This is a genomic window from Oceanobacillus saliphilus, from assembly GCF_023522835.1.
Taxonomy (GTDB): Bacteria; Bacillota; Bacilli; order Bacillales; family Amphibacillaceae; genus Oceanobacillus; species Oceanobacillus saliphilus.
Genome location: NZ_JALCZU010000008.1, coordinates 165,217 through 185,180, shown reverse-complemented (window position 1 = coordinate 185,180; position 19,964 = coordinate 165,217). Strand labels below are relative to the sequence as shown.

General features: G+C 40.8%; 19 protein-coding genes and 1 riboswitch. All 19 genes read right to left on the bottom strand.

The window, feature by feature from the left end:
- Positions 1-343 precede the first annotated feature (343 nt).
- Positions 344-1,753: an amidophosphoribosyltransferase gene (gene purF / locus MN204_RS14245; RefSeq protein ID WP_249871750.1), complete on the bottom strand. Its 1,410-nt coding sequence runs from the start codon at positions 1,751-1,753 to the stop codon at positions 344-346.
- Positions 1,729-3,957, bottom strand: coding sequence for a phosphoribosylformylglycinamidine synthase subunit PurL (gene purL / locus MN204_RS14240; protein WP_249871749.1), 2,229 nt, complete (start codon positions 3,955-3,957; stop codon positions 1,729-1,731). Before purL ends, purF begins: the two co-directional genes overlap by 25 nt.
- On the bottom strand, positions 3,941-4,624 hold the full coding sequence (gene purQ, locus MN204_RS14235; RefSeq protein WP_249871748.1) for a phosphoribosylformylglycinamidine synthase subunit PurQ: 684 nt from the start codon (positions 4,622-4,624) through the stop codon (positions 3,941-3,943). The genes purL and purQ overlap by 17 nt, the downstream gene beginning before the upstream one ends.
- The gene (gene purS, locus MN204_RS14230) at positions 4,621-4,872 is read right to left on the bottom strand and encodes a phosphoribosylformylglycinamidine synthase subunit PurS (RefSeq protein WP_067725220.1); all 252 of its coding nucleotides are present in this window, start codon (positions 4,870-4,872) and stop codon (positions 4,621-4,623) included. The genes purQ and purS overlap by 4 nt, the downstream gene beginning before the upstream one ends.
- On the bottom strand, positions 4,869-5,582 hold the full coding sequence (gene purC / locus MN204_RS14225) for a phosphoribosylaminoimidazolesuccinocarboxamide synthase (RefSeq protein ID WP_249871747.1): 714 nt from the start codon (positions 5,580-5,582) through the stop codon (positions 4,869-4,871). Before purC ends, purS begins: the two co-directional genes overlap by 4 nt.
- Positions 5,579-6,886, bottom strand: a complete 1,308-nt coding sequence (purB, locus tag MN204_RS14220; protein ID WP_249871746.1) for an adenylosuccinate lyase — start codon at positions 6,884-6,886, stop codon at positions 5,579-5,581. The genes purC and purB overlap by 4 nt, the downstream gene beginning before the upstream one ends.
- Positions 6,883-8,013, bottom strand: a complete 1,131-nt coding sequence (gene purK, locus MN204_RS14215) for a 5-(carboxyamino)imidazole ribonucleotide synthase (protein ID WP_249871745.1) — start codon at positions 8,011-8,013, stop codon at positions 6,883-6,885. Before purK ends, purB begins: the two co-directional genes overlap by 4 nt.
- The gene (gene purE, locus MN204_RS14210; RefSeq protein WP_249871744.1) at positions 8,000-8,491 is read right to left on the bottom strand and encodes a 5-(carboxyamino)imidazole ribonucleotide mutase; all 492 of its coding nucleotides are present in this window, start codon (positions 8,489-8,491) and stop codon (positions 8,000-8,002) included. Before purE ends, purK begins: the two co-directional genes overlap by 14 nt.
- A 161-nt stretch (positions 8,492-8,652) precedes the next feature.
- A riboswitch (purine riboswitch) is annotated at positions 8,653-8,754 on the bottom strand.
- A gap of 354 nt (positions 8,755-9,108) precedes the next feature.
- Entirely contained in the window at positions 9,109-10,614 is a 1,506-nt protein-coding gene (locus tag MN204_RS14205) for an acyl-CoA synthetase (protein WP_249871743.1), read from the bottom strand.
- 459 nt (positions 10,615-11,073) lie between these two features.
- Positions 11,074-11,817, bottom strand: coding sequence for a 3-oxoacyl-ACP reductase FabG (gene fabG / locus MN204_RS14200; RefSeq protein WP_249871742.1), 744 nt, complete (start codon positions 11,815-11,817; stop codon positions 11,074-11,076).
- A complete protein-coding gene (phaZ, locus tag MN204_RS14195; protein ID WP_249871741.1) occupies positions 11,814-12,734 on the bottom strand; it encodes an intracellular short-chain-length polyhydroxyalkanoate depolymerase in 921 nt (306 codons plus the stop codon). Before phaZ ends, fabG begins: the two co-directional genes overlap by 4 nt.
- Positions 12,735-12,748: 14 nt before the next feature.
- Positions 12,749-13,759, bottom strand: a complete 1,011-nt coding sequence (locus tag MN204_RS14190) for a 3-oxoacyl-ACP synthase (protein WP_249871740.1) — start codon at positions 13,757-13,759, stop codon at positions 12,749-12,751.
- A 17-nt stretch (positions 13,760-13,776) separates the two neighbouring features.
- Positions 13,777-14,775, bottom strand: a complete 999-nt coding sequence (locus MN204_RS14185) for a branched-chain amino acid ABC transporter permease (protein ID WP_249871739.1) — start codon at positions 14,773-14,775, stop codon at positions 13,777-13,779.
- Positions 14,776-14,782: 7 nt separating this feature from the next.
- Positions 14,783-15,640, bottom strand: a complete 858-nt coding sequence (locus MN204_RS14180) for a branched-chain amino acid ABC transporter permease (protein ID WP_249871738.1) — start codon at positions 15,638-15,640, stop codon at positions 14,783-14,785.
- 16 nt (positions 15,641-15,656) lie between these two features.
- Positions 15,657-16,364, bottom strand: coding sequence for an ABC transporter ATP-binding protein (locus MN204_RS14175; protein WP_249871737.1), 708 nt, complete (start codon positions 16,362-16,364; stop codon positions 15,657-15,659).
- Positions 16,348-17,115, bottom strand: a complete 768-nt coding sequence (locus MN204_RS14170) for an ABC transporter ATP-binding protein (RefSeq protein WP_249871736.1) — start codon at positions 17,113-17,115, stop codon at positions 16,348-16,350. The genes MN204_RS14175 and MN204_RS14170 overlap by 17 nt, the downstream gene beginning before the upstream one ends.
- Before the next feature lie 79 nt (positions 17,116-17,194).
- A complete protein-coding gene (locus MN204_RS14165; protein WP_249871735.1) occupies positions 17,195-18,457 on the bottom strand; it encodes a substrate-binding domain-containing protein in 1,263 nt (420 codons plus the stop codon).
- A 96-nt stretch (positions 18,458-18,553) separates the two neighbouring features.
- On the bottom strand, positions 18,554-19,552 hold the full coding sequence (locus MN204_RS14160; RefSeq protein ID WP_249871734.1) for a 3-oxoacyl-ACP synthase: 999 nt from the start codon (positions 19,550-19,552) through the stop codon (positions 18,554-18,556).
- Entirely contained in the window at positions 19,549-19,962 is a 414-nt protein-coding gene (locus tag MN204_RS14155) for a MaoC family dehydratase (protein WP_249871733.1), read from the bottom strand. Before MN204_RS14155 ends, MN204_RS14160 begins: the two co-directional genes overlap by 4 nt.
- Positions 19,963-19,964 lie beyond the last annotated feature (2 nt).

Here is a 19,964-nt window from a genome sequence, read left to right as displayed (position 1 = left end):
ACATCCTCACATGATTGATTATTGATTAGCAGGCTTTTTTAAAAGGCTATTTTCTTGAAGATTGGAACTGCGATAACATCCCACTGTTGTTTTTGTCCCAAAATTTGTAGTTTGCAGTGTAACTTCAACTATATTAGATTTCTAATCAGTTAATGGAAACAAGTTACTTCGGCAACCCTAGCCCATATACACTTCAAAAGCGCAGTGTATTTCCCAGAGTGGTTGCCGAAGTTGCTTATACGGCTTCGCATATGTCGCACTTTATATCAACGGCGAGAATTACAAAACAGCAATCATTAGGAAAAGAGCCTTTTAAAAGGGAAAAAAGAAATCCACTGCTGATTTAGCATCTAGTATAGTTAATTTCCGCTTCTCCTTCTTCCATCACAGGATATTCTCCTGTCATACATGCCATGCATACGCCCTGATTAATTGTTTTGTCTTTTACAATTGCATCTTCAAGACCTTTTGCCGATAAATAAGCAACACTGTCAGCTCCGATTATTTCGCGAATTTCATCTACCGTGTTATTGGCAGCGATCAATTCTTTTCTTGTGGACATATCAATGCCGTAGTAACATGGGTGCTCAATGGATGGTGAGGCAATCCGTACGTGAACCTCTTTCGCACCTGCATCCTTTAACATCTGTACAATACGTCGACTAGTCGTTCCTCTTACAATCGAATCATCAATCATGACAATGCGCTTACCTTCCACAATACCGCGTACTGGTGAAAGCTTCATCTTCACACCTAATTCGCGAAGCTCCTGGGAAGGTTGGATGAATGTCCTTCCAACATAACGGTTCTTAATAATACCCATTTCATATGGCAATCCACTCTCTTCAGCATATCCGATTGCGGCAGATATACTCGAATCCGGAACACCGACAACAATATCTGCATCGATCGGAGATTCTTTTGCCAATTCAATTCCCATCCGTTTACGGGATGCATGAACATTAACGTAATTCAGATCACTATCAGGTCTGGATAAATACACATATTCCATCGCACACATTTTCCGGCCATAACGCGGAGCAAATCTTGTTGATTTCATGCCTTCGTCGCTAATTGTGACAAGTTCGCCAGGTAAGACTTCTCTTTCAAAAGTTGCCCCAATTTGGTCAAATGCACACGTTTCCGAGGCTACAACATAAGCATCACCTAGTCTCCCGATGGATAATGGGCGAATTCCGGCTGGGTCCAGTGCAGCGTACATTTTATCTTCTTTAAGGATGAGATAGGCATAGGCACCAACAACCTGATTCAATGCATTTGAAATGGTTTCTTCATTTGTAATATTGCCGTTCCGCTTAATTAAATGAGCAAGAACTTCCGTATCAGAAGAGGTTTGCAGGATACTACCTTCGTTCTCCAGCTCTCCCCGCAGTTTATGTGCATTCATGAGGTTACCATTATGGGCGAGTGCCATCCCACCGGTTTGGGAACGGAATAATAAAGGTTGAATATTTTCCAGTCCTCTCCCACCTTGTGTAGGATAGCGTACATGCCCGACAGCCACTCGGCCGCTCAAATCATCAAACTTGGCATGTTTAAAAACATCGTTGACAAGTCCCATGCCTTTATGTGCTTTTAATTCTTTCCCATCACTGACAACAATTCCGGCACCTTCCTGTCCGCGGTGCTGCATGGCGTGTAAACCGTAGTAAGTTAATTCTGCTGCTTTCTCATGGCCCCATATTCCAAACACACCACATTCTTCATTTATGCCTTTGATTTCAGCAAGCATGGGATAGCTCCCCTCCATAAGTTCTCAAGTTGTTTGACATCGTCCTGAATAATCGTTTCATCATCAACGACTACATTTAACATACCATCATCGGTAACGAAACCAATTTGCTTGGCATCTGAAAGTTTATTTTCAAAAGAAGCTTTATTTTCTTCCTTTACGGTAACGAGGAATCTTGATTGGGTTTCACTAAATAGTGCAACGGTCGCTTCACCGGTAAGTTTTACATTTACACCCAACCCTTTGTTTGTAAACACACTCTCTGCCAATGCTACTGCAAGTCCGCCTTCTGATAGATCGTGCGCGGATTCAACCAAACCGGACTGGATGGCATCCAATAAATGCTTCTGTCTTGTTACTTCTATATTCAAATCGATTTTTGGTGCTTTGCCTTCATATTTTCCATTGATCACATTCTGCAGTTCACTTCCACCAAACTCAGCTTCCGTGTCTCCAATTAGATAAATTGCATCTCCAGAAGTCTGGAAATGGCTTGGTGTAATATGTTCCAATGATTCATGAAGCCCTACCATACCAACGACAGGAGTTGGGAAAATTGATTTTCCTTTTGATTGATTATATAAGGATACATTTCCGCTGATGACAGGCGTCTCTAATACTTCACATGCCTGACTCATGCCTTCAACCGTTTTCTCCATTTGCCAGAATACTTCCGGGTTTGTCGGATTACCGAAGTTCAACCCATCTGTTAAGCCAAGTGGTCTAGCACCGGAGCAAACAATATTACGTGCCGCTTCAGCAACAGCGATTTTTCCACCTGTTTCCGGATCCAGGTAAATATAGCGGGAATTACAATCTGTTGTAATTGCTAGCGCCTTATCTCTTCCTTTGATCCGAACAACTGCAGAATCAGACCCTGGTGTAACAACCGTGTTCGTTTGTACCATGGAATCATATTGATCATAAACCCATTCTTTACTTGCGATTGTTGGTTGTTGGAGTAATGTTCTTAACATCTCTTTATGGTTTCCTACTTGTGGAATGCTATTTTCCATCTGCTGGAATTCTTTAAAATATGCTGCTTCCTGTGAAGGCATATGGTAAACCGGTGCGTCATCAGCAAGCGAATCTACTGGAATGTCAGCAACGACTTCTCCATGATGCTTGATACGGAATACTTTTTCCTCGATAACTTCACCGACAGGTACAGCTTTCAGTCCGTATTTTTCAAAAATATCGATAATTTCCTGTTCACGTCCGCGTTTTACACAAAGCAACATACGCTCCTGTGATTCGGAAAGCATCATTTCATAGGCTGTCATGTTTTGTTCGCGCTGCGGAACGAGGTCCAGGTTCATTTCAAGACCGGTTCCGGCTTTACTTGCCATTTCACTGGCAGAAGAAGTAAGACCTGCAGCACCCATATCCTGCATACCAACCAATGCATCGGAATGAATAACTTCCAGGCAGGCTTCGATAAGGAGTTTTTCCATAAATGGATCGCCAACCTGGACTGCTGGACGATCTTTCGCTGCATCTTCCCCTAAATCATCGGAAGCGAATGTCGCACCATGGATTCCATCACGGCCTGTTGGAGGACCTGCATAAAGAATCGTATTTCCGATTCCTGCTGCAATTCCTTTTTGGATTTCATCATGGTTAATTAAACCGACACACATTGCATTCACGAGTGGATTATCTTCATAGCTGTCATCGAACTGAACTTCGCCGCCAACTGTTGGAACACCAACACAGTTTCCGTATCCGGCAATACCACCAACAACTTCAGAGAAAAGATATTTCGTACGATCGTTCGTCAAATTACCGAAGCGAAGGGAATTCATCGAAGCGATTGGACGAGCCCCCATCGAAAATACGTCACGAATAATCCCGCCAACACCTGTTGCAGCACCTTGGTAAGGTTCTACTGCAGAAGGGTGATTATGGCTTTCGACTTTAAAAACAACTGCCTGGTTATCACCAATATCAATAATCCCTGCACCTTCACCAGGTCCTTGTAGTACATGGGGTGCTTTTGTCGGGAATTTTCTTAAAAGCGGTTTTGATGTTTTATAACTGCAATGCTCCGACCACATGACGGAAAAAATCCCTGTCTCTGTGAAATTCGGAAGTCTTTTCATAATATCCTTAACCATGTCAAACTCCTGATCACTCAGGCCCATTTCACGATATAATTTATCACGTTCTATTTGCTCTGGACTTATATCATGCGTTTGCTGCATAGGTGTCCCTCCAATTCTGAACCATTGACTTGAATAATCTTAAACCATCGTCACTGCCGAGCAATTTTTCCACTGCCCGTTCTGGATGTGGCATCATACCAAGTACATTACCTTCTTTATTAATAATTCCTGCAATATTTTCAATGGAACCGTTTAGGTTATTCTTATACGTAAATACAATCTGATTGTTTGCTTTCAATTCGGCAAGTGTCTCCTCATCACAGTAATAATTGCCTTCACCGTGTGCGATTGGAAAACGTACTACTTCACCCTTATCATAACCGGAAGTAAAAGGAGTTATTTCATTTTGTACAATCAGTTCTTCCTGATGGCACATAAAGGAAAGCTCTTTATTACGCATTAAAGCACCAGGTAATAATCCAGCTTCAGTCAAAATCTGGAACCCATTACAAACGCCAAGCACTGGTTTACCTTTTGCTGCTTGTTCCTTAATTTGCTTCATCACGTCGGAAGTGGCAGCAACTGCCCCTGAACGTAGATAATCCCCATAGGAGAAGCCACCCGGTATTAAAATTCCATCATAATTTTCTAGATTACTGTTCGCATACCATACGAGGTCTGCTTCGGTTTGCAATACTTCTTTTACTGCATGGTACATGTCACGATCGCAATTTGATCCCGGAAAAACTACTACAGCGAATTTCACAAGCCTTCAGCCTCCTCCACATCAAAGCGGTAATCTTCTATCACAGGGTTTGCAAGCAACTTATCACACATCTCTGTCACACGCGCTTCCAAATTCGGACCATCTTCTACCTTCAATTCAATATATTTACCAACTCTTGCATCTTCAATTTCGTTATATCCAAGTGAGTTCAATGATTCCTGAATTGCCTTACCTTGTGGATCTAGAACCCCTTGCTTTAATGTAATATAAACCGTAACCTTTCTCATGCTTTTGCCTCCAGCCGTTTTAGAATTTCTTTATAGACTTCAATCAAATCTCCTGTACCTTGACGAAAAACATCTTTATCCAGCTTTTCTCCAGTTGAAGCATCCCATAACCGACATGTATCGGGGGAAATTTCATCAGAGAGTACAATGGACCCATTAGCTCTCCGTCCAAACTCAATCTTAAAATCAACGAGTGTAATATTTATGGAATGAAAGAGCTCCATTAATTGTTTATTGATTTCTAGTGCCTTTTCTTTTATTTCATTGATTTCCGATGGCGTCACATCTGTTACATACAATGCATGTTCGTCATTAATGAGCGGGTCGCCGAGCTCATCATTTTTATAGAAAAATTCAATAAGTGGTTTATCAAAACGAGTTTTTTCTTCAATTCCGAGACGTTTTGTAATGTTGCCTGAAGCAATGTTACGAACAACAACTTCCAGTGGGATGATTTCCGTTTGTTCAACCAGTTGTTCAGTCTCATTCAAGCGTTCGATAAAATGGGTTTCAATCCCTTTTTCATGGAGTGCTGTGAAAATAAGTGATGCTATTTCATTATTAAGTCTGCCTTTGCCGTCAAAGGAATCCTTTTTTACGCCGTTGAATGCTGTTGCATCATTTTTATAGGACAATACGAGCTCACCGCTTTTTCCTTCTGCCAAATATACTTTTTTTGCTTTTCCTTCATATAATAGCTCGGCTTTCATTTGATCACCCCTTTTAGACCGATTCTTTCAAAGATGACATCCACATTTTTCAAATGATACGTATAATCGAAGCAATCATCAATCTCATCCTGTGTCAGATACTTCGTAATGACCTCATCCGCTTCAACCAGATTTTTGAAATGCGTTTCCGTTTCCCATGCCTGCATCGCTTTTGGCTGAACAATATCATAAGCAGCCTCACGCGCCATTCCTTTGTCGATCAATTTAAGCAGGACACGCTGTGAAAAGATAACGCCATGTGTTTTATCGATATTGCGTTTCATATTTTCAGGAAATACCGTCAGATTTTTAACGATGTTTCCGAACCGATTAAGCATATAATTGAGTGCAATTGTCGCATCAGGCAGAATGATGCGTTCAGCTGATGAATGGGAAATATCCCGTTCATGCCAAAGTGATACATTTTCATAGGAAGTCAACATATACCCACGAATCACGCGTGCCATCCCAGTCATATTCTCAGATCCAATCGGATTACGTTTGTGAGGCATGGCAGATGATCCTTTTTGACCTTTCGCAAAACGTTCTTCCACTTCACGGGTTTCTGTTTTTTGCAAACCGCGAATTTCAGTGGCAAATTTTTCAATGGACGTTGCAATTAATGCCAATGTTGAAAAATAAGCTGCGTGACGGTCACGCTGTAATGTTTGTGTGGATACAGGGGCAGGTGAAGTCCCGAGCTTTTCACATACATATTGCTCAATAAATGGATCGATATTCGCATACGTCCCGACAGCGCCTGACATTTTACCAAATTCGATATTTTCAGCAGCAGCTTCAAAACGTACCAAATTACGTTTCATCTCTTCATACCAGAGAGCCATCTTCAAACCGAAAGTAGTGGGCTCGGCGTGAACACCGTGTGTACGTCCCATCATGACAGTATGTTTATGTTCAATGGCTTTTTCTTTCAAGATTTCGATAAAATGATGCAAATCTTTACGGATAATTTCGTTTGCTTGTTTAATTAAATAGGATAATGCAGTGTCCACTACATCTGTAGACGTTAAACCGTAATGAATCCATTTCCGCTCTTCCCCAAGTGTTTCCGATACTGCTCGTGTAAAGGCAACGACGTCATGACGTGTTTCTTCTTCAATCTCATAAATACGATCCATATCGAAGGATGCATTCTCTCTGATTTTCTTTACATCTTCCTTAGGTATAACACCTAATTCGCTCCATGCTTCACAAGCTAAAATCTCAACTTCAAGCCATGCTTTGAATTTGTTTTCTTCTGTCCAGATGTTTCCCATTTCTTCTCTTGTATACCGTTCAATCATCGTGTTGCCTCCTTGAAGTTCTCTATCTGTTTTTGTAATGCTTCTTCATTTTCAGCAATAAAGGTAATATGGCCCATTTTTCGTTTCGCTTTAGGTTCTGATTTGCCATACAAGTGAACAAAACCTTCCCCTGTTTGTGCCATTGCTTTGTGTATACCTTTCAGATCCTCACCGAGAACATTGATCATTACGGTGGGCATTAAAAGATGTACAGTGGTTAGAGGCAGTCCACAGATTGCACGAATATGCTGTGTGAATTGCGAGGTGTTGCATGCCTCAATCGTATAATGACCGGAGTTATGTGGTCTGGGAGCCATCTCATTCAAATAGATGTCGTCTCCCTTTACAAACATCTCAATCGCAAACGTCCCGACAATATTCATTCTTTCAGCCAGTGACTCTGCTGCTTGATATGCTTTTTTCTCAATCGTCTCAGTAATTTTTGCTGGAACAGTTGTTTTATATAAAATGTGGTCACGATGTTCATTTTCTGCAATTGGGAAGAAGGCAATCTTCCCGTCGATGGAACGAGAGAAAACAACAGATATTTCTTTATCAAAAGTTATCCATTGCTCAATAATGCAATGCTCGTTTTTCTCTGCAAACGCCATTGCCTCTTCTACATCATCTGTTGAGTTTAACTTCAATTGACCTTTTCCGTCATACCCACCGCGGCACGTTTTGATAACAGCTGGAAAAGCGAATTCCTTTAATGCTTCTTCACATTCCCTGGCATTTGTTACGATTGAAAACTGTGGGATGGGAAGGCTCGCATCCTTCATTAACTGTTTTTCCTTTTCACGATTTTGTGTAATTTCAAGTGCATATGCTCCTTGGGGTAGCTTTCCTTTTTCTTCTATATATGCTGCAGCGGCAAGATCAACATTTTCAAATTCATAGGTGACGACATCGCTGATTTCGGTCAATTCCTTGATTGCATCCATATCGTCATAGGCAGCGGTTATTTGAATATCTGCTACCTGTGCAGTCGGGCACTCAGGTGTCGGATCAAGAACAGCAATTTTATATCCCATATAGCGTGCTGCGATAGCCATCATTCTGCCTAGCTGGCCCCCACCAATAATTCCGATTGTTTGTGGTGGAAGAATCGTATTATTTTTTTGCAAGTTCTTCCCTCATTTCCGCAACATTTCCCTGCATTTTTTTACGATATTTTTCCAAACTTGCTGCGGTTGATTCATGAAATGCTCCAATCATCTGTGCAGCGAGTATTCCTGCATTGATTGCTCCCGCCTTACCAATAGCCACGGTTGCAGTTGGAACACCGCCGGGCATCTGTACAATGGACAATAAGGAATCCATTCCATTCAGTGCTTTGCTTTGAACAGGAACACCAATAACAGGCAATGTTGTTTGTGATGCAACCATACCAGGCAAATGTGCCGCTCCACCTGCACCTGCGATGATTACCTTTAGTCCGCGCTCACGGGCTGATTTTGCATAGGTAAACATCTCATCCGGTGTACGATGTGCCGATATAACATCTTTTTCATATGGAATATTTAACTCATCTAGAACGTTACACGTGTGTTCCATTGTTTCCCAATCAGAAATGCTTCCCATAATAACGCCAACCTGTGCCATCATATCCCTCTTTCTTCATATACATGTCAATTCGCGTTAAAAGCGCAGAATCGCTACTATTTTTAATTAAAAAAGTCTATTCGTCTCCCTCAGAATGAGAGAAGATGAATAGACTTAGATTACTCGAAAATTACATATTTAAACAGATCATCGCTCTTACGCAACGATTCATCCCCCCTCATAGTCCAGTCATTTACGGTGCTGGGTAGAAACTTCTGAGCCATATTCTCAGCAAATATATGAGGTACCGTATTTAATTGTCGCGTTAATCATAACAAATCAACTACGAAAAATCAATAAAACGGCGAACATTTTTTTAGTATTTATGTTTAACGTTCGGGTTTTGCTAATAACTTACTATTTTTAGCCTTATTTCAAATTTAATCTGATTTTTACTGGGATTTTCTGTAGAAAAAAGCAGAGGTGATTGCTCTAAAACATTGGACACTAGCAACATACTAGAAAGCGCCTCGTTTCCCTCTCCCTTAGAATATCCCTTGCTCATGAAGAGAGTTTCTAGGAATCAGATTAGAAGCGTTCGCTCAAATGTAAGAATGAATTGCTTTCAAAAATTTATCCTGCCATACGCTTACTTCATAAGGAAAGCACAATCTCCATTAGGAAACTGTGCTATCTTTATAATCGCTGAATTTTTCCTGCAACGCAACTTTATTAATTTTGCCAACATGTGTTTTAGGCAGTTCCTTTAAAAAGAAAAATTTCTTCGGAACCTTATACCTGGTTATTTTCTGATTACAAAACATTTCCAACTCTTGATCTGATAGCTCTACTTTTGAAACAACAAACGCAACTACAACCTCTCCCCATTTGTCATCAGGCAAACCTACAACAGCTGCCTCATCTATAGCAACATGGGATTCGAGCCAATGTTCCACTTCCAATGGATAGACATTCTCTCCCCCGGTAATAATCATATCTTTCTTTCTCCCGACAATATATACGAATCCATCTTCGTCCATTCTAGCTAGGTCACCAGTATGGATCCACCCATCTTTTATCGTTTCTTTTGTCGCTTCAGGTTTATTCCAATAATATTCGAATCCATGTTTTCCACGTAACAATAACTCACCGACTTCATCTGCTTTTACGATTACTCCATCTTCTCTTATTATTTTTATATCATTGAAGATCATAGGTTTACCGACAGAACCCAATTTTAGAGCGGTATCTTTCGAATCAATGTAGAAGTTATTCGGCCCCGCTTCAGTCAATCCATATCCTTCCTTGAATGCAAGCCCCTTTTTAGAGAAGGCATGATATATTTTGAGTGGACACGGTGCCCCGCCAGATACAAAGACTTTCATATGGGGAAAATTGGATCGTTTAAATAGATCTGTTTGAATGATCATGTGATACATGGTAGGAACAAATAATACAACGGTACATTTGTATTTGAGAATATCTTCCACCGCTCTATCGGCATCAAAATCCGAAGCAATTACTACCTTTCCGCCAACAAGCAATAGGGGGAGCGAATAGACATTCAACCCTCCTGTATGGAACATCGGTAGGCAGGTGAGAGTTGTATCGTCCTGACTCAAGTTCCAGCTGATGGTTGTGTTTAGTGCATTCCATAAAATGGATCGATGGGATAGAACAACACCTTTTGGCTGTCCGGTCGTTCCTCCTGTATAAATCATTGCTAAAGGGTCTTCTTCATTTATTACCGTATCGATAGCATATTGCCCGGACTGACAACTATTCAGATATTCATTGTCATCAATCATTACGAAGCTAGCATTTGTTTCCATGGACTCAAGCTTTTCCATAAATATTGGATCAACGCCAATTATCTTTGGTTTACAATCTTTGATCACATATTCAAGTTCTGCCTCTGACAGCCGCCAGTTCAGAGGTATAAAAATAGCACCTATCTTCATTACTGCAAAGAAGAAATCAAAATAAGCAATATGATTGGGGGCGAGTATTGCAACCCGATCTCCTTTTTGGATTCCTTTTTCATAAAAAAAATTCGCAACTTTAGCAACACGTTGTTGCAGCTCGGCATATGTCCATGATTCATTTGTTTGCGAATCAATAATTGCTGTTTCATTCGGTGTCAGGCAAACTCGACTATCGAACCAGTTGATATCATAATCCATGATCCCCACTCCTCCCATAAATCCAAACTTTTGATATATACTTTATTCTGAACCAAGTATAGGAAACAAAAGTTACAACACAGTTACATTTAAATTTGGGATCGTTTTTGAATCAACACTTCTTGATCGTTTGTGGGGCTATTTTCTTTAATGCCACTGACTTCCCCCATATAATAATGCTAATTTCATACTATTTATTGCTTTATAGTTGATGTAAAGTACGACAACTTCTTTCTATGTAAGATCTGTATCACTGGTAATGGAAGAATGTTTCTTAGGCAACCGCTGCCCGTATACACCCCGCTTTACCACGGGCGGCTGGTGAGACAGCGCAGTGTATTTCCTAGAGCGGTCGTCGAAGCTACTTATCCCATGTCGCAGTCAACAGATTTTGCACAAAAGCATCACCAACAAAAAAAGAAGCCATTCCAGTTACGGAAATAGCTTCTAACTTTCGTGTTACATCATAATTCCGCCATCCACATGGAGTGCGTGGCCATTTACATAGTCGGACTCATCGGAAGCAAGATATAAATAAGCATTGGCAATGTCTTCCGGACGGCCGAGGCGCTGCATCGGTATTTTTTCTTTCATTTGTTCAATGACCTTTTCAGGTACTGCTTCGACCATACTTGTTTCTGTAAAGCCCGGAACGACAGCATTGACATTAATTCCGTTACGGGCAAGTTCCTTGGCCCATGATTTAGTCATCCCGATAATACCCGCTTTTGCTGCTGCATAATTCGTTTGACCAACATTTCCATAGACGCCTGACACACTGGAAGTACTGATGATTTTCCCTTTCCCTTGTTCCACCATCGTTGGCAGTACTGCTTTTGTACAGTTGAATACACCGGTCAAATTAACATCAATAACTTGCTGGAATTGCTCTAAAGACATTTTTGACAGCATGGCATCTCTTGTTATTCCAGCATTATTTACTAAAATATCAATTCGACCAAATTCCTCCATCACCTGATCAGCCAGGCTATCTACACTCTCCTTGCTCGCTATATTAACTTGAATGAATTTACACTCAAACCCTTCAGCAATCAGGTCCTTTTCACTCTGTTCACCTTTGGTCTGGTCATAGTCAGCAATGATGACCTTTGCACCTTCTCCTGCAAATATTCGTGCAGCCTGGAGGCCGATCCCATTTGCTGCGCCAGTTATAATTGCGACTTTATTTTGCAATCGGTTCATTTAAGATTTCCCTCTCCTATTCGTTCCTCCGCCAAGAACTCCTCCATTACCTGCAGTAGTTGCCCCAGGTCATCGATAAGCGGAGAATGTCCGCAGCCTTTCAATTCTTTGTAAACGGCTTGTTCACCAAAATCTTCTATTAGTTCATCTGTCATTTGTTTTGTCACAACCATATCATGTTCACCCCATGCAATCATGACCGGAATATCGATATCTTTTACTCTATTCTCACCCGCTACCAGTCCGTTATGGGTATCGCTAATATTAAATATGTTCAATGCTTGATAGCACGCTGCAAGATTACGCTGCGTTGTCATGTCTTCCAAATATTTTTGATACCTTTCTGCATCCGGCTGGTTATTTACATAGATACTCATATCCCATATTTGCTTTAAAAAGTCATAATTCAATGTATCATAAGCCGTTTGGACAATCTTTGTTTTATCATCATCCACTATTTGTTCCAATGTTTTCAGACGATTATTAACATCCGGTAATCCGTCCTCACCTAACGGGTAGAAAGCATATCCGCGGGAAGACCCTGATGCAAGTAAAAATAATCGATTACAGTAAGACGGATAATCAGCACAAAACTGCTGACAGACCGTTCCTCCCAAAGACCAGCCAACCAAAGCGAAATTTTTTAATTGCAATTTATCAGCAAAGAGCTTCAAATCGTCGGAGAAATCTTTAATGGCCGAGATCGGGCTTTCATAGCTGGATTCACCAAACCCGCGTAAATCTACCGCATACACCTTATAATCCGGTGAAATGTTTTCAATTACTAAGTCCCAGTGAACGGATGAAGTCATATTTCCATGAACGAGTACAACAACATCCTGACCACCTTCACGTTCTCTATATGCAATTGATTCTCCATTGGATAAGGTTACTTTTTTTAAAACTACATCTCGCATTATATAGACCTCCTCTATTTACCCCATTTAATCACGTTAGCTCCCCACGCATAACCAATACCTGCAGAAACAAACACTACAATATCTCCCTCTTTCAATTTCCCTTGCTGTTCGGCAAGTTCCAGTGAAATGATTTGATCCATTTGGCCGATATGTCCATAGTTTTCGAGATAGATCGATTTATCATGGCTCACACCAAGTTGATCAAGTACGTAATGATGTGCAGATCGTTTCATATGAAGCATGGCAACATAATCTATATCTTCCTTCGTATACCCACTTTTTTCCAAGGCCTTTTCCACACATAATATAAAATTACCCATCGACTTCTCATCCAGTCGCAACTTCATACCAGATGGATCAGGAACATCAAATTGGTATAGACCTGCTGCCAATGTTTCTGTTGTAATCGGGTTTTTCGTGCCTCCGGTAGTCACGATAACATCTTCTGAGAAAGAACCGTCTGTAATCATATGGGTTTGTAATAACTGATTTTCAGAATGTCCTTTTTTTAGAATAATTGCAGCCCCACCTGCACCCAGATTGAACATAAACCTTGTATTGGCGTTATCATAATTGATAAAGTCACCATTTCGATACCCACCAGCCAAAAGCACTGTTTTAATTTCCTCATCGGCAGTCATCAAATCTTTTGCCAGTTTTAATGCCATAATTGTCGTCCCACATCTTAATGCTGTATCAAAGGCCCAAGCATTAACTGCACCAATGTCATGCTGCAATTTTATTCCAGCTGTCCAAATCGGATATTCTTTATGTTCCTCTCCGATATAAATAACCAGATCAATCTCTTTTGGATTAATTCCAGCCTTGGCAATAGCCTTCTCTGCAGCTCGCACCCCCATATGGGCAGTATGATCATCATCCCCAGGGATCGGTTTTTCCTTTATCCCTAGCTTTTGTTCGACAACCTCAACCGGAAGCCCTGCAAGTGAGGCCAATTCATTTGAACGCATTCTTTTTTCTGGCAGATATACTCCTGTACTGACTATTCCAATAGCATCCATTTTTTCATATCCTTCCTTTATTTCCCAACAGTTTTACGGTTATCCCGCAATCCTTTAACTGTACGGTTCGTAAACTTAGACTGGATGGTCCCGACGATTCCTAACGGGAAGAATATAACTACTAATACATAAACAGTTCCATAAAGAATGATCCAACGCTCAAATATCCAATGAACATTGGATAATCCAGATAACCAATGGTGGGCAAACTCTACCAAACCAGCACCAAGTATCGGCCCAACCAATGTTCCTACACCACCAATGATAGTCATTAGCAGAACATCAATTGTCAGGTCTGTGGCAAATACACCCGTATTGACAAAGCGAAGCGACAGCGCGTATAAAACCCCCGCTATACTAGCAACCACTCCTGCTACCACACTCGCAATAACCTTATAATGCAATACTTTATACCCGAGCGATTCTGTCCGGGCTTCATTCTCACGTATTGCCATTAATACTCTACCGAATGGTGATTTCGTAAAGCGCCTTAATCCGAAGAAAAACAGGATTAGGGCAATGAGACAAAGCATGTATAAATTATGCGATTCACGCAATATCTCTGGCAAGCGGAAGGTAAATCCATCATTCCCTCCTGTTAGCGAACGCCATTTTTCTGCTGCCACGAGAAACAGTCCCGCAAGTGCCAAGGTCAGCATGGCATAGAAATGACTTTTTAATCGAAGTGTTAGCGCTCCAACTATAAAACTAACAATCGAAGCAATAATAACTGCCACTAAAATCGCTACGAAAAAAGACAATACGGTAGCATCCATGTTGTTCATAATAATCGCCGTTGAATAAGCTCCAATTCCGAAAAACATCACATGGCCAAACGAGATAATCCCTGTATAACCTAGCAATATATCATAACTCATAGCGAAGATCGCAAAAATGAAAATCTGGATAATAATAAATTGCATGCTTCGCCCTGTAACGATAAATGGAACGATAAATAACAATAAACTGAAGATGATAAAAATCCATGTACTCTTCTCCACACTACGAATATTCATTCACTCCTCACCCCTTTCCGAATAAGCCTTGTGGCCTGAAAATCAGAACTACTGTCATCAGTAGCATATTAACCGCTAATGAAAGTGCGGGAACATAATAAGCCATAAAGGCTTGTGCCAACCCTACTAAAATTGCTGCAAACAGGGAACCGGAGAAACTGCCCATCCCACCGATAACAACTACAATAAAAGCAAGGATTGAAAATTCAAGACCCATTTCGGCATAGATCACACCTGAATACACGGCATGCATGATTCCGCTTAATGCCGCCATAGCAGCTCCAACCATAAACACAAGCATGAATACAAGTTTTATATTTATACCAAGAGATTGAACCATTTCTTTGTCCATAACTCCTGCACGAACGATTAACCCAATTCGTGTGCGCTTTAAGATAAATGAGGAAACGATAAAAATAAGTATACCTACCGCAATGATAAACAGTCTGTATTTAATAAGTACAATGTCTCCTACCAGGAAACTCCCCTGCAAAATCTCAGGAGGGAAAACAGCCTTCTGATCAGGTCCAAATACAACCTTAATAAATTCCTGCAAAACGAGCATAAAACCGAGTGTAATCAGAATCTGCTGAATATGATTGCCATAGACAGGCCGTATAATCAACCTTTCCGTCACGAGACCAAGCAATAAACCTGTTATGATTGCTGTAATAATTCCAACAACGAAACTCCCGGTCATCTGAAAGCTCCATACACCGGTATATGCTCCCCATATAAATAAGCCACCATGTGCAAAGTTCAGTACACTCATTAAACCGAATATCAATGTTAAACCTGCTGCAAGAAGGAAAATCAACATACCTGTCGCAAGTCCATTAACTGTTAAACTAATGATCAAATCCATAGGTTCATCCCCCTTCCTACGCTATACCAAGGTATTTTTTCATTAAGACTTTATCTTGCTTCAATTCTTCCATTTGACCATCATGTACTGTTTTACCATCATCAATAATGTAAAATTGATTACCTATTTTACTTGCCATCATAAAGTTTTGCTCGACTAGCAGAATGGTAGTATTCTCTTTCATCTGTAGAATCGATTCGGTAACCTTGTCTACAATAATTGGTGCAAGACCTTTACTTGGTTCATCAATCAGCAGCAGTTCATTTTCATTCACATACGCCCGTGCTATTGCAAGCATTTGTTTTTGCCCGCCACTCAATGCTCCCCCGGGCTTTTTCCAAAACTTTTTCAAATCGGGAAATAAGTCAAGTACCCACTCCATCCGCTTTGTTGTTGCTTCGTCCTCTTTCTTCATTGCAACCCGCATATTCTCGCCTACCGTTAAATCACCAAAAACACCTTGGTCTTCAGGCACATAACCAATACCTTTATTTGAAATTTGGTGGGTTGGCAAACTTCCAATGTTTTCGTCTTTAAATGTTACAGTACCTTTAGAAACTTGATTCAGACCCATTATCGTTCGTAATGTCGTTGTCTTGCCGGCACCATTTCTTCCAAGCAATACAGTCACGCCACCTTTTTTTACGTCAAAGGAGATTCCTTGTAAAATATGAAACTTCTGGATATGCGCTTCCACCTGATCTAATTTAAGTAAGCTGCTCATGGTAACTACCTCCTAAATAGGCCGACTGAACTGTCTCGTTTTCAACTATTTCTTCTGGAGTGCCTTGTGCAATCAATTCACCATGAAATAATACAAGGACCTCATCCGACATGTCCATAATCATATCCATTTTGTGTTCAATAAGAACAATGGTACGATCTCCCTGCCTCTTAATTTCTTTTATCACTTCGATAATTGCTGGAACTTCCTCCAGAGACATGCCTGCTGTTGGTTCATCTAGCAGCAACAGCTCGGTTTCTAGTGCGAGCAACATGGCAATCTCCAACTTCCTCTTCTCACCATGGGCCAAATTGACAGCGAGTGAGTTTGCCTTATCATTTAAATAAACCCGCTCAAGGAGTTCATGTGCCTTCTGTTCGAATCGCTTATAATGGAGAAAGTGAGCAATCATCTGATAACGGACCTTTGCTTGTGACTGCACTGCCAGCCGAACATTCTCCAGGACTGTTAAATTAGGAAATACATTGGTAATTTGAAATGATCTCCCAATGCCTATTCGTGTTCTCTCGGTAGTTCGGAGCTTCGTAATATCTTGGCCCTTAAAATAGACAGAACCCTTTGTTGGAGATAATTGTCCACTGAGCAGATTAAATAAAGTTGTCTTGCCGGCCCCATTCGGACCAATAATCGAGGTGAATTTCTTTTCGCTTATTTGAACAGACACGGAATCCACAGCCACATGTCCACCAAACGCAATCGATAAGTCTTTTGTTTCCAATATTGCTTCCATCATTCTCCTCCTCTTAACCGTGATAGAGAACATACCCTTACCTTCACTTGGAGGTAAGGGTAATGTTCCAAATCAATTGTTACTGATTCATTATTGGTGGTGCTGTTTCTTCTGGTGTTAGTACCCTATTTAATACTGGAACTGGATAATCGACTTCATCACTTTCTTCCAACGTGATGGAGTACATTTCCTGCAATGCCTGATGGTCTTCTGGACGGAAAGTCATTGTGCCTTTAGGCGTATCGAAACTCATTCCTTCCATCGTTTCAATCAAAGTGGCCGAATCTGCATCTCCGTCATTTTGTTTAAGCGCTTCCACAATTGCGATAGCTGCACTCATTCCACCCGGTGTGAATAAATCTGGAATAGCGCCATCAAATCGTTCCTTATGTTCTGCAACCAACCAATCATTCACTTCATTATCTGGTAATGTATGATAATAAACAGTAAATCCTTCCATACCTACTAACTGGCTCATCGTAGTAAGTGCTGCAATATCTGGAGCACCTGTTGTAATGGATATACCTTGTTCCTGCAATCTCATATCAGAAATCTGATTCCAAGGTGAGTTCGCTCCAGCCCAAACGACATATAAGTAATCTGGATCTGATTCGATTATTTTTTGGATATTTGCTGTGAAATCGGTCGCAGCCTGATCCGCATATTCCTCATGGACAATATCTGCTCCTAAGTTTTCTGCAGCTGCCACAAATGCTGCTACACCATCATGTCCAAATGAATAGTCAGGTGCAAGTGTTGCAATTTTGACACCTTCCCCTGCAATAGACGCTGCTGCTGCTACTGCATCCTGTGCCGAGTTCCTTGCTGTCCGGAAAATGTATTCATTGAACTCTGAACCTGTAATACTGTCAGCTGCCGCTGGTTCCACTACCATAATTTTCTCGTATTCTTCAGCCAAAGGAGTTACAGCCAGCGTATCTCCGGAACTGGATGAACCTACAAGGAAATCAACTTCTTTGTCTTCCAACAATCCAATTGCTTTCTGCCTTGCAACGGTAGGATCTGTTTCTGTATCTTCAAAGAATATTTCAATTTTCTTTCCTGCAACTTCCATCGTTCCATCTGTTGCGTATTCAATCCCTAATTCAAACCCTTTTTTTGTCTGATCACCGTATGCTTCCAATGCTCCTGTCAGTGAAGCCAGTACACCTATTTTGATTGTTTCCTGCGCCTCATCTGATGACTCTTCTCCTGATCCTTCTGCTGTATCTTCTGCTGGTTCTCCTGAACTGCCTGAAGCGTCATCACTATCATTACATGCTGCCAAAATACCAATAAAGAAAATAACTAGCAAAAGTGACCATAATCGATTAACTTTCATTTCTTTTCCCCCTTAGATTTAATCATTTTCCTACTTCTATAATAAAAAGAAGAAGTTACAAGTAAGTTACAAATAGCGGTTGGTCAAAAAGGTTGGTCATCCGAACCATCTTAGTGCAGTTGCTGCCCATGTATAACCGGTTCCCGCAGAAACGATGACCGCGATATCACCTTTTTTCAGTAAACCACGCTCCTCTGCCAGGTATAAACCGTAGCATGGATCAAGAGCAGACATATGCCCATGATGGGTTAGATAAATGGCTTGTTCCTCTCTTAATCCGACTTTATCAAGCATTTCCTTAAACATGGATTTCTTCGTGTGGAGTGGTAAGAGTACCTTTAAATCCTCCAATGCCAACCCACTTCTTTCTAATGATTGTTTAATGACATTTGTAAAATTGGGTATCGATACTGGGTCCAAGCGCTCTTTCATACTGGCTGGGTTTGGGACATCAATATAGTGCATTTTTTGCTGAACTACTTCTGAGCTTACTGGATTTACGGAACCACCTCCTGGAACAAAAACGTCTTTACTAAATGAACCATCTGTAATGATTGAGGAAGCAAGAATTTCGCTCTTAGTCGCATTTTTCGTTACGAGCGCTGCTGTACCACCATCTGCAAAATTAAACATAAACCTTGAACGAGGATTTTCATAGTTGATGGTCATTGATTCCTTCGACCCACCTACAAGCAAAATATTGTTAATAGTTTCATCAGAATTGAGCATATCCTTTGCAACTTTAACAGCTATCGGAAAACATGAACTAACATTCATCAGCTCAAAGGCATACGCATTGCTGGTTCCTAGTTCATGTTGTATTTTGGATGAAGCCGTCCAAATTTGATAATCTTTGAAAGGACTCCCAAAATAAATAACAACATCTATTGTTTTCGGATCTACATTTTCGAGAATCTTTTTCCCTGCAGCTACCGCTAAATCCGATACATGCATATGGTCTGGCGCTATTCTTTTTTCATATAGCCCAAACTTCTCTATAATTACCTGTTCTGGAATGGTAGTTTTATGTGATAGTTCTGCTGCAGTTTCTTTCCCTTCAGGTTCATAAATACTAGTTGCTTCAATACCAATCATTTGCCTCGCTCCTTCTTCGGCAGTTTCATTACTCCCTCACCATCCAGTACAATACTCCCATTTTGATTTTTACACGTTGTTTTTAACGTTATTAATCTATTATCCTCATCCAACTCCATCACTTCTGCACGAGCGGTTATCGTGTCACCTATATAAACAGGCTTCGTAAAATGCAACGTTTGCGATACATAGATTGAACCTGGTCCCGGTATATGCATTCCCAATAATCTAGACAGGAAACTCGCTGTCAGTAATCCATGGCTAATGCGTTCACGAAAAAATGTATTTTTGGCATATTCCTTGTCAACATGAATGGGATTATAATCACCACTTAATCCTGCAAACATGACAAAGTCTGTTTCTGTTACGGTTCTAGAAAAACTCGCTGAATCTCCAAGTGCAAAGTTCATAA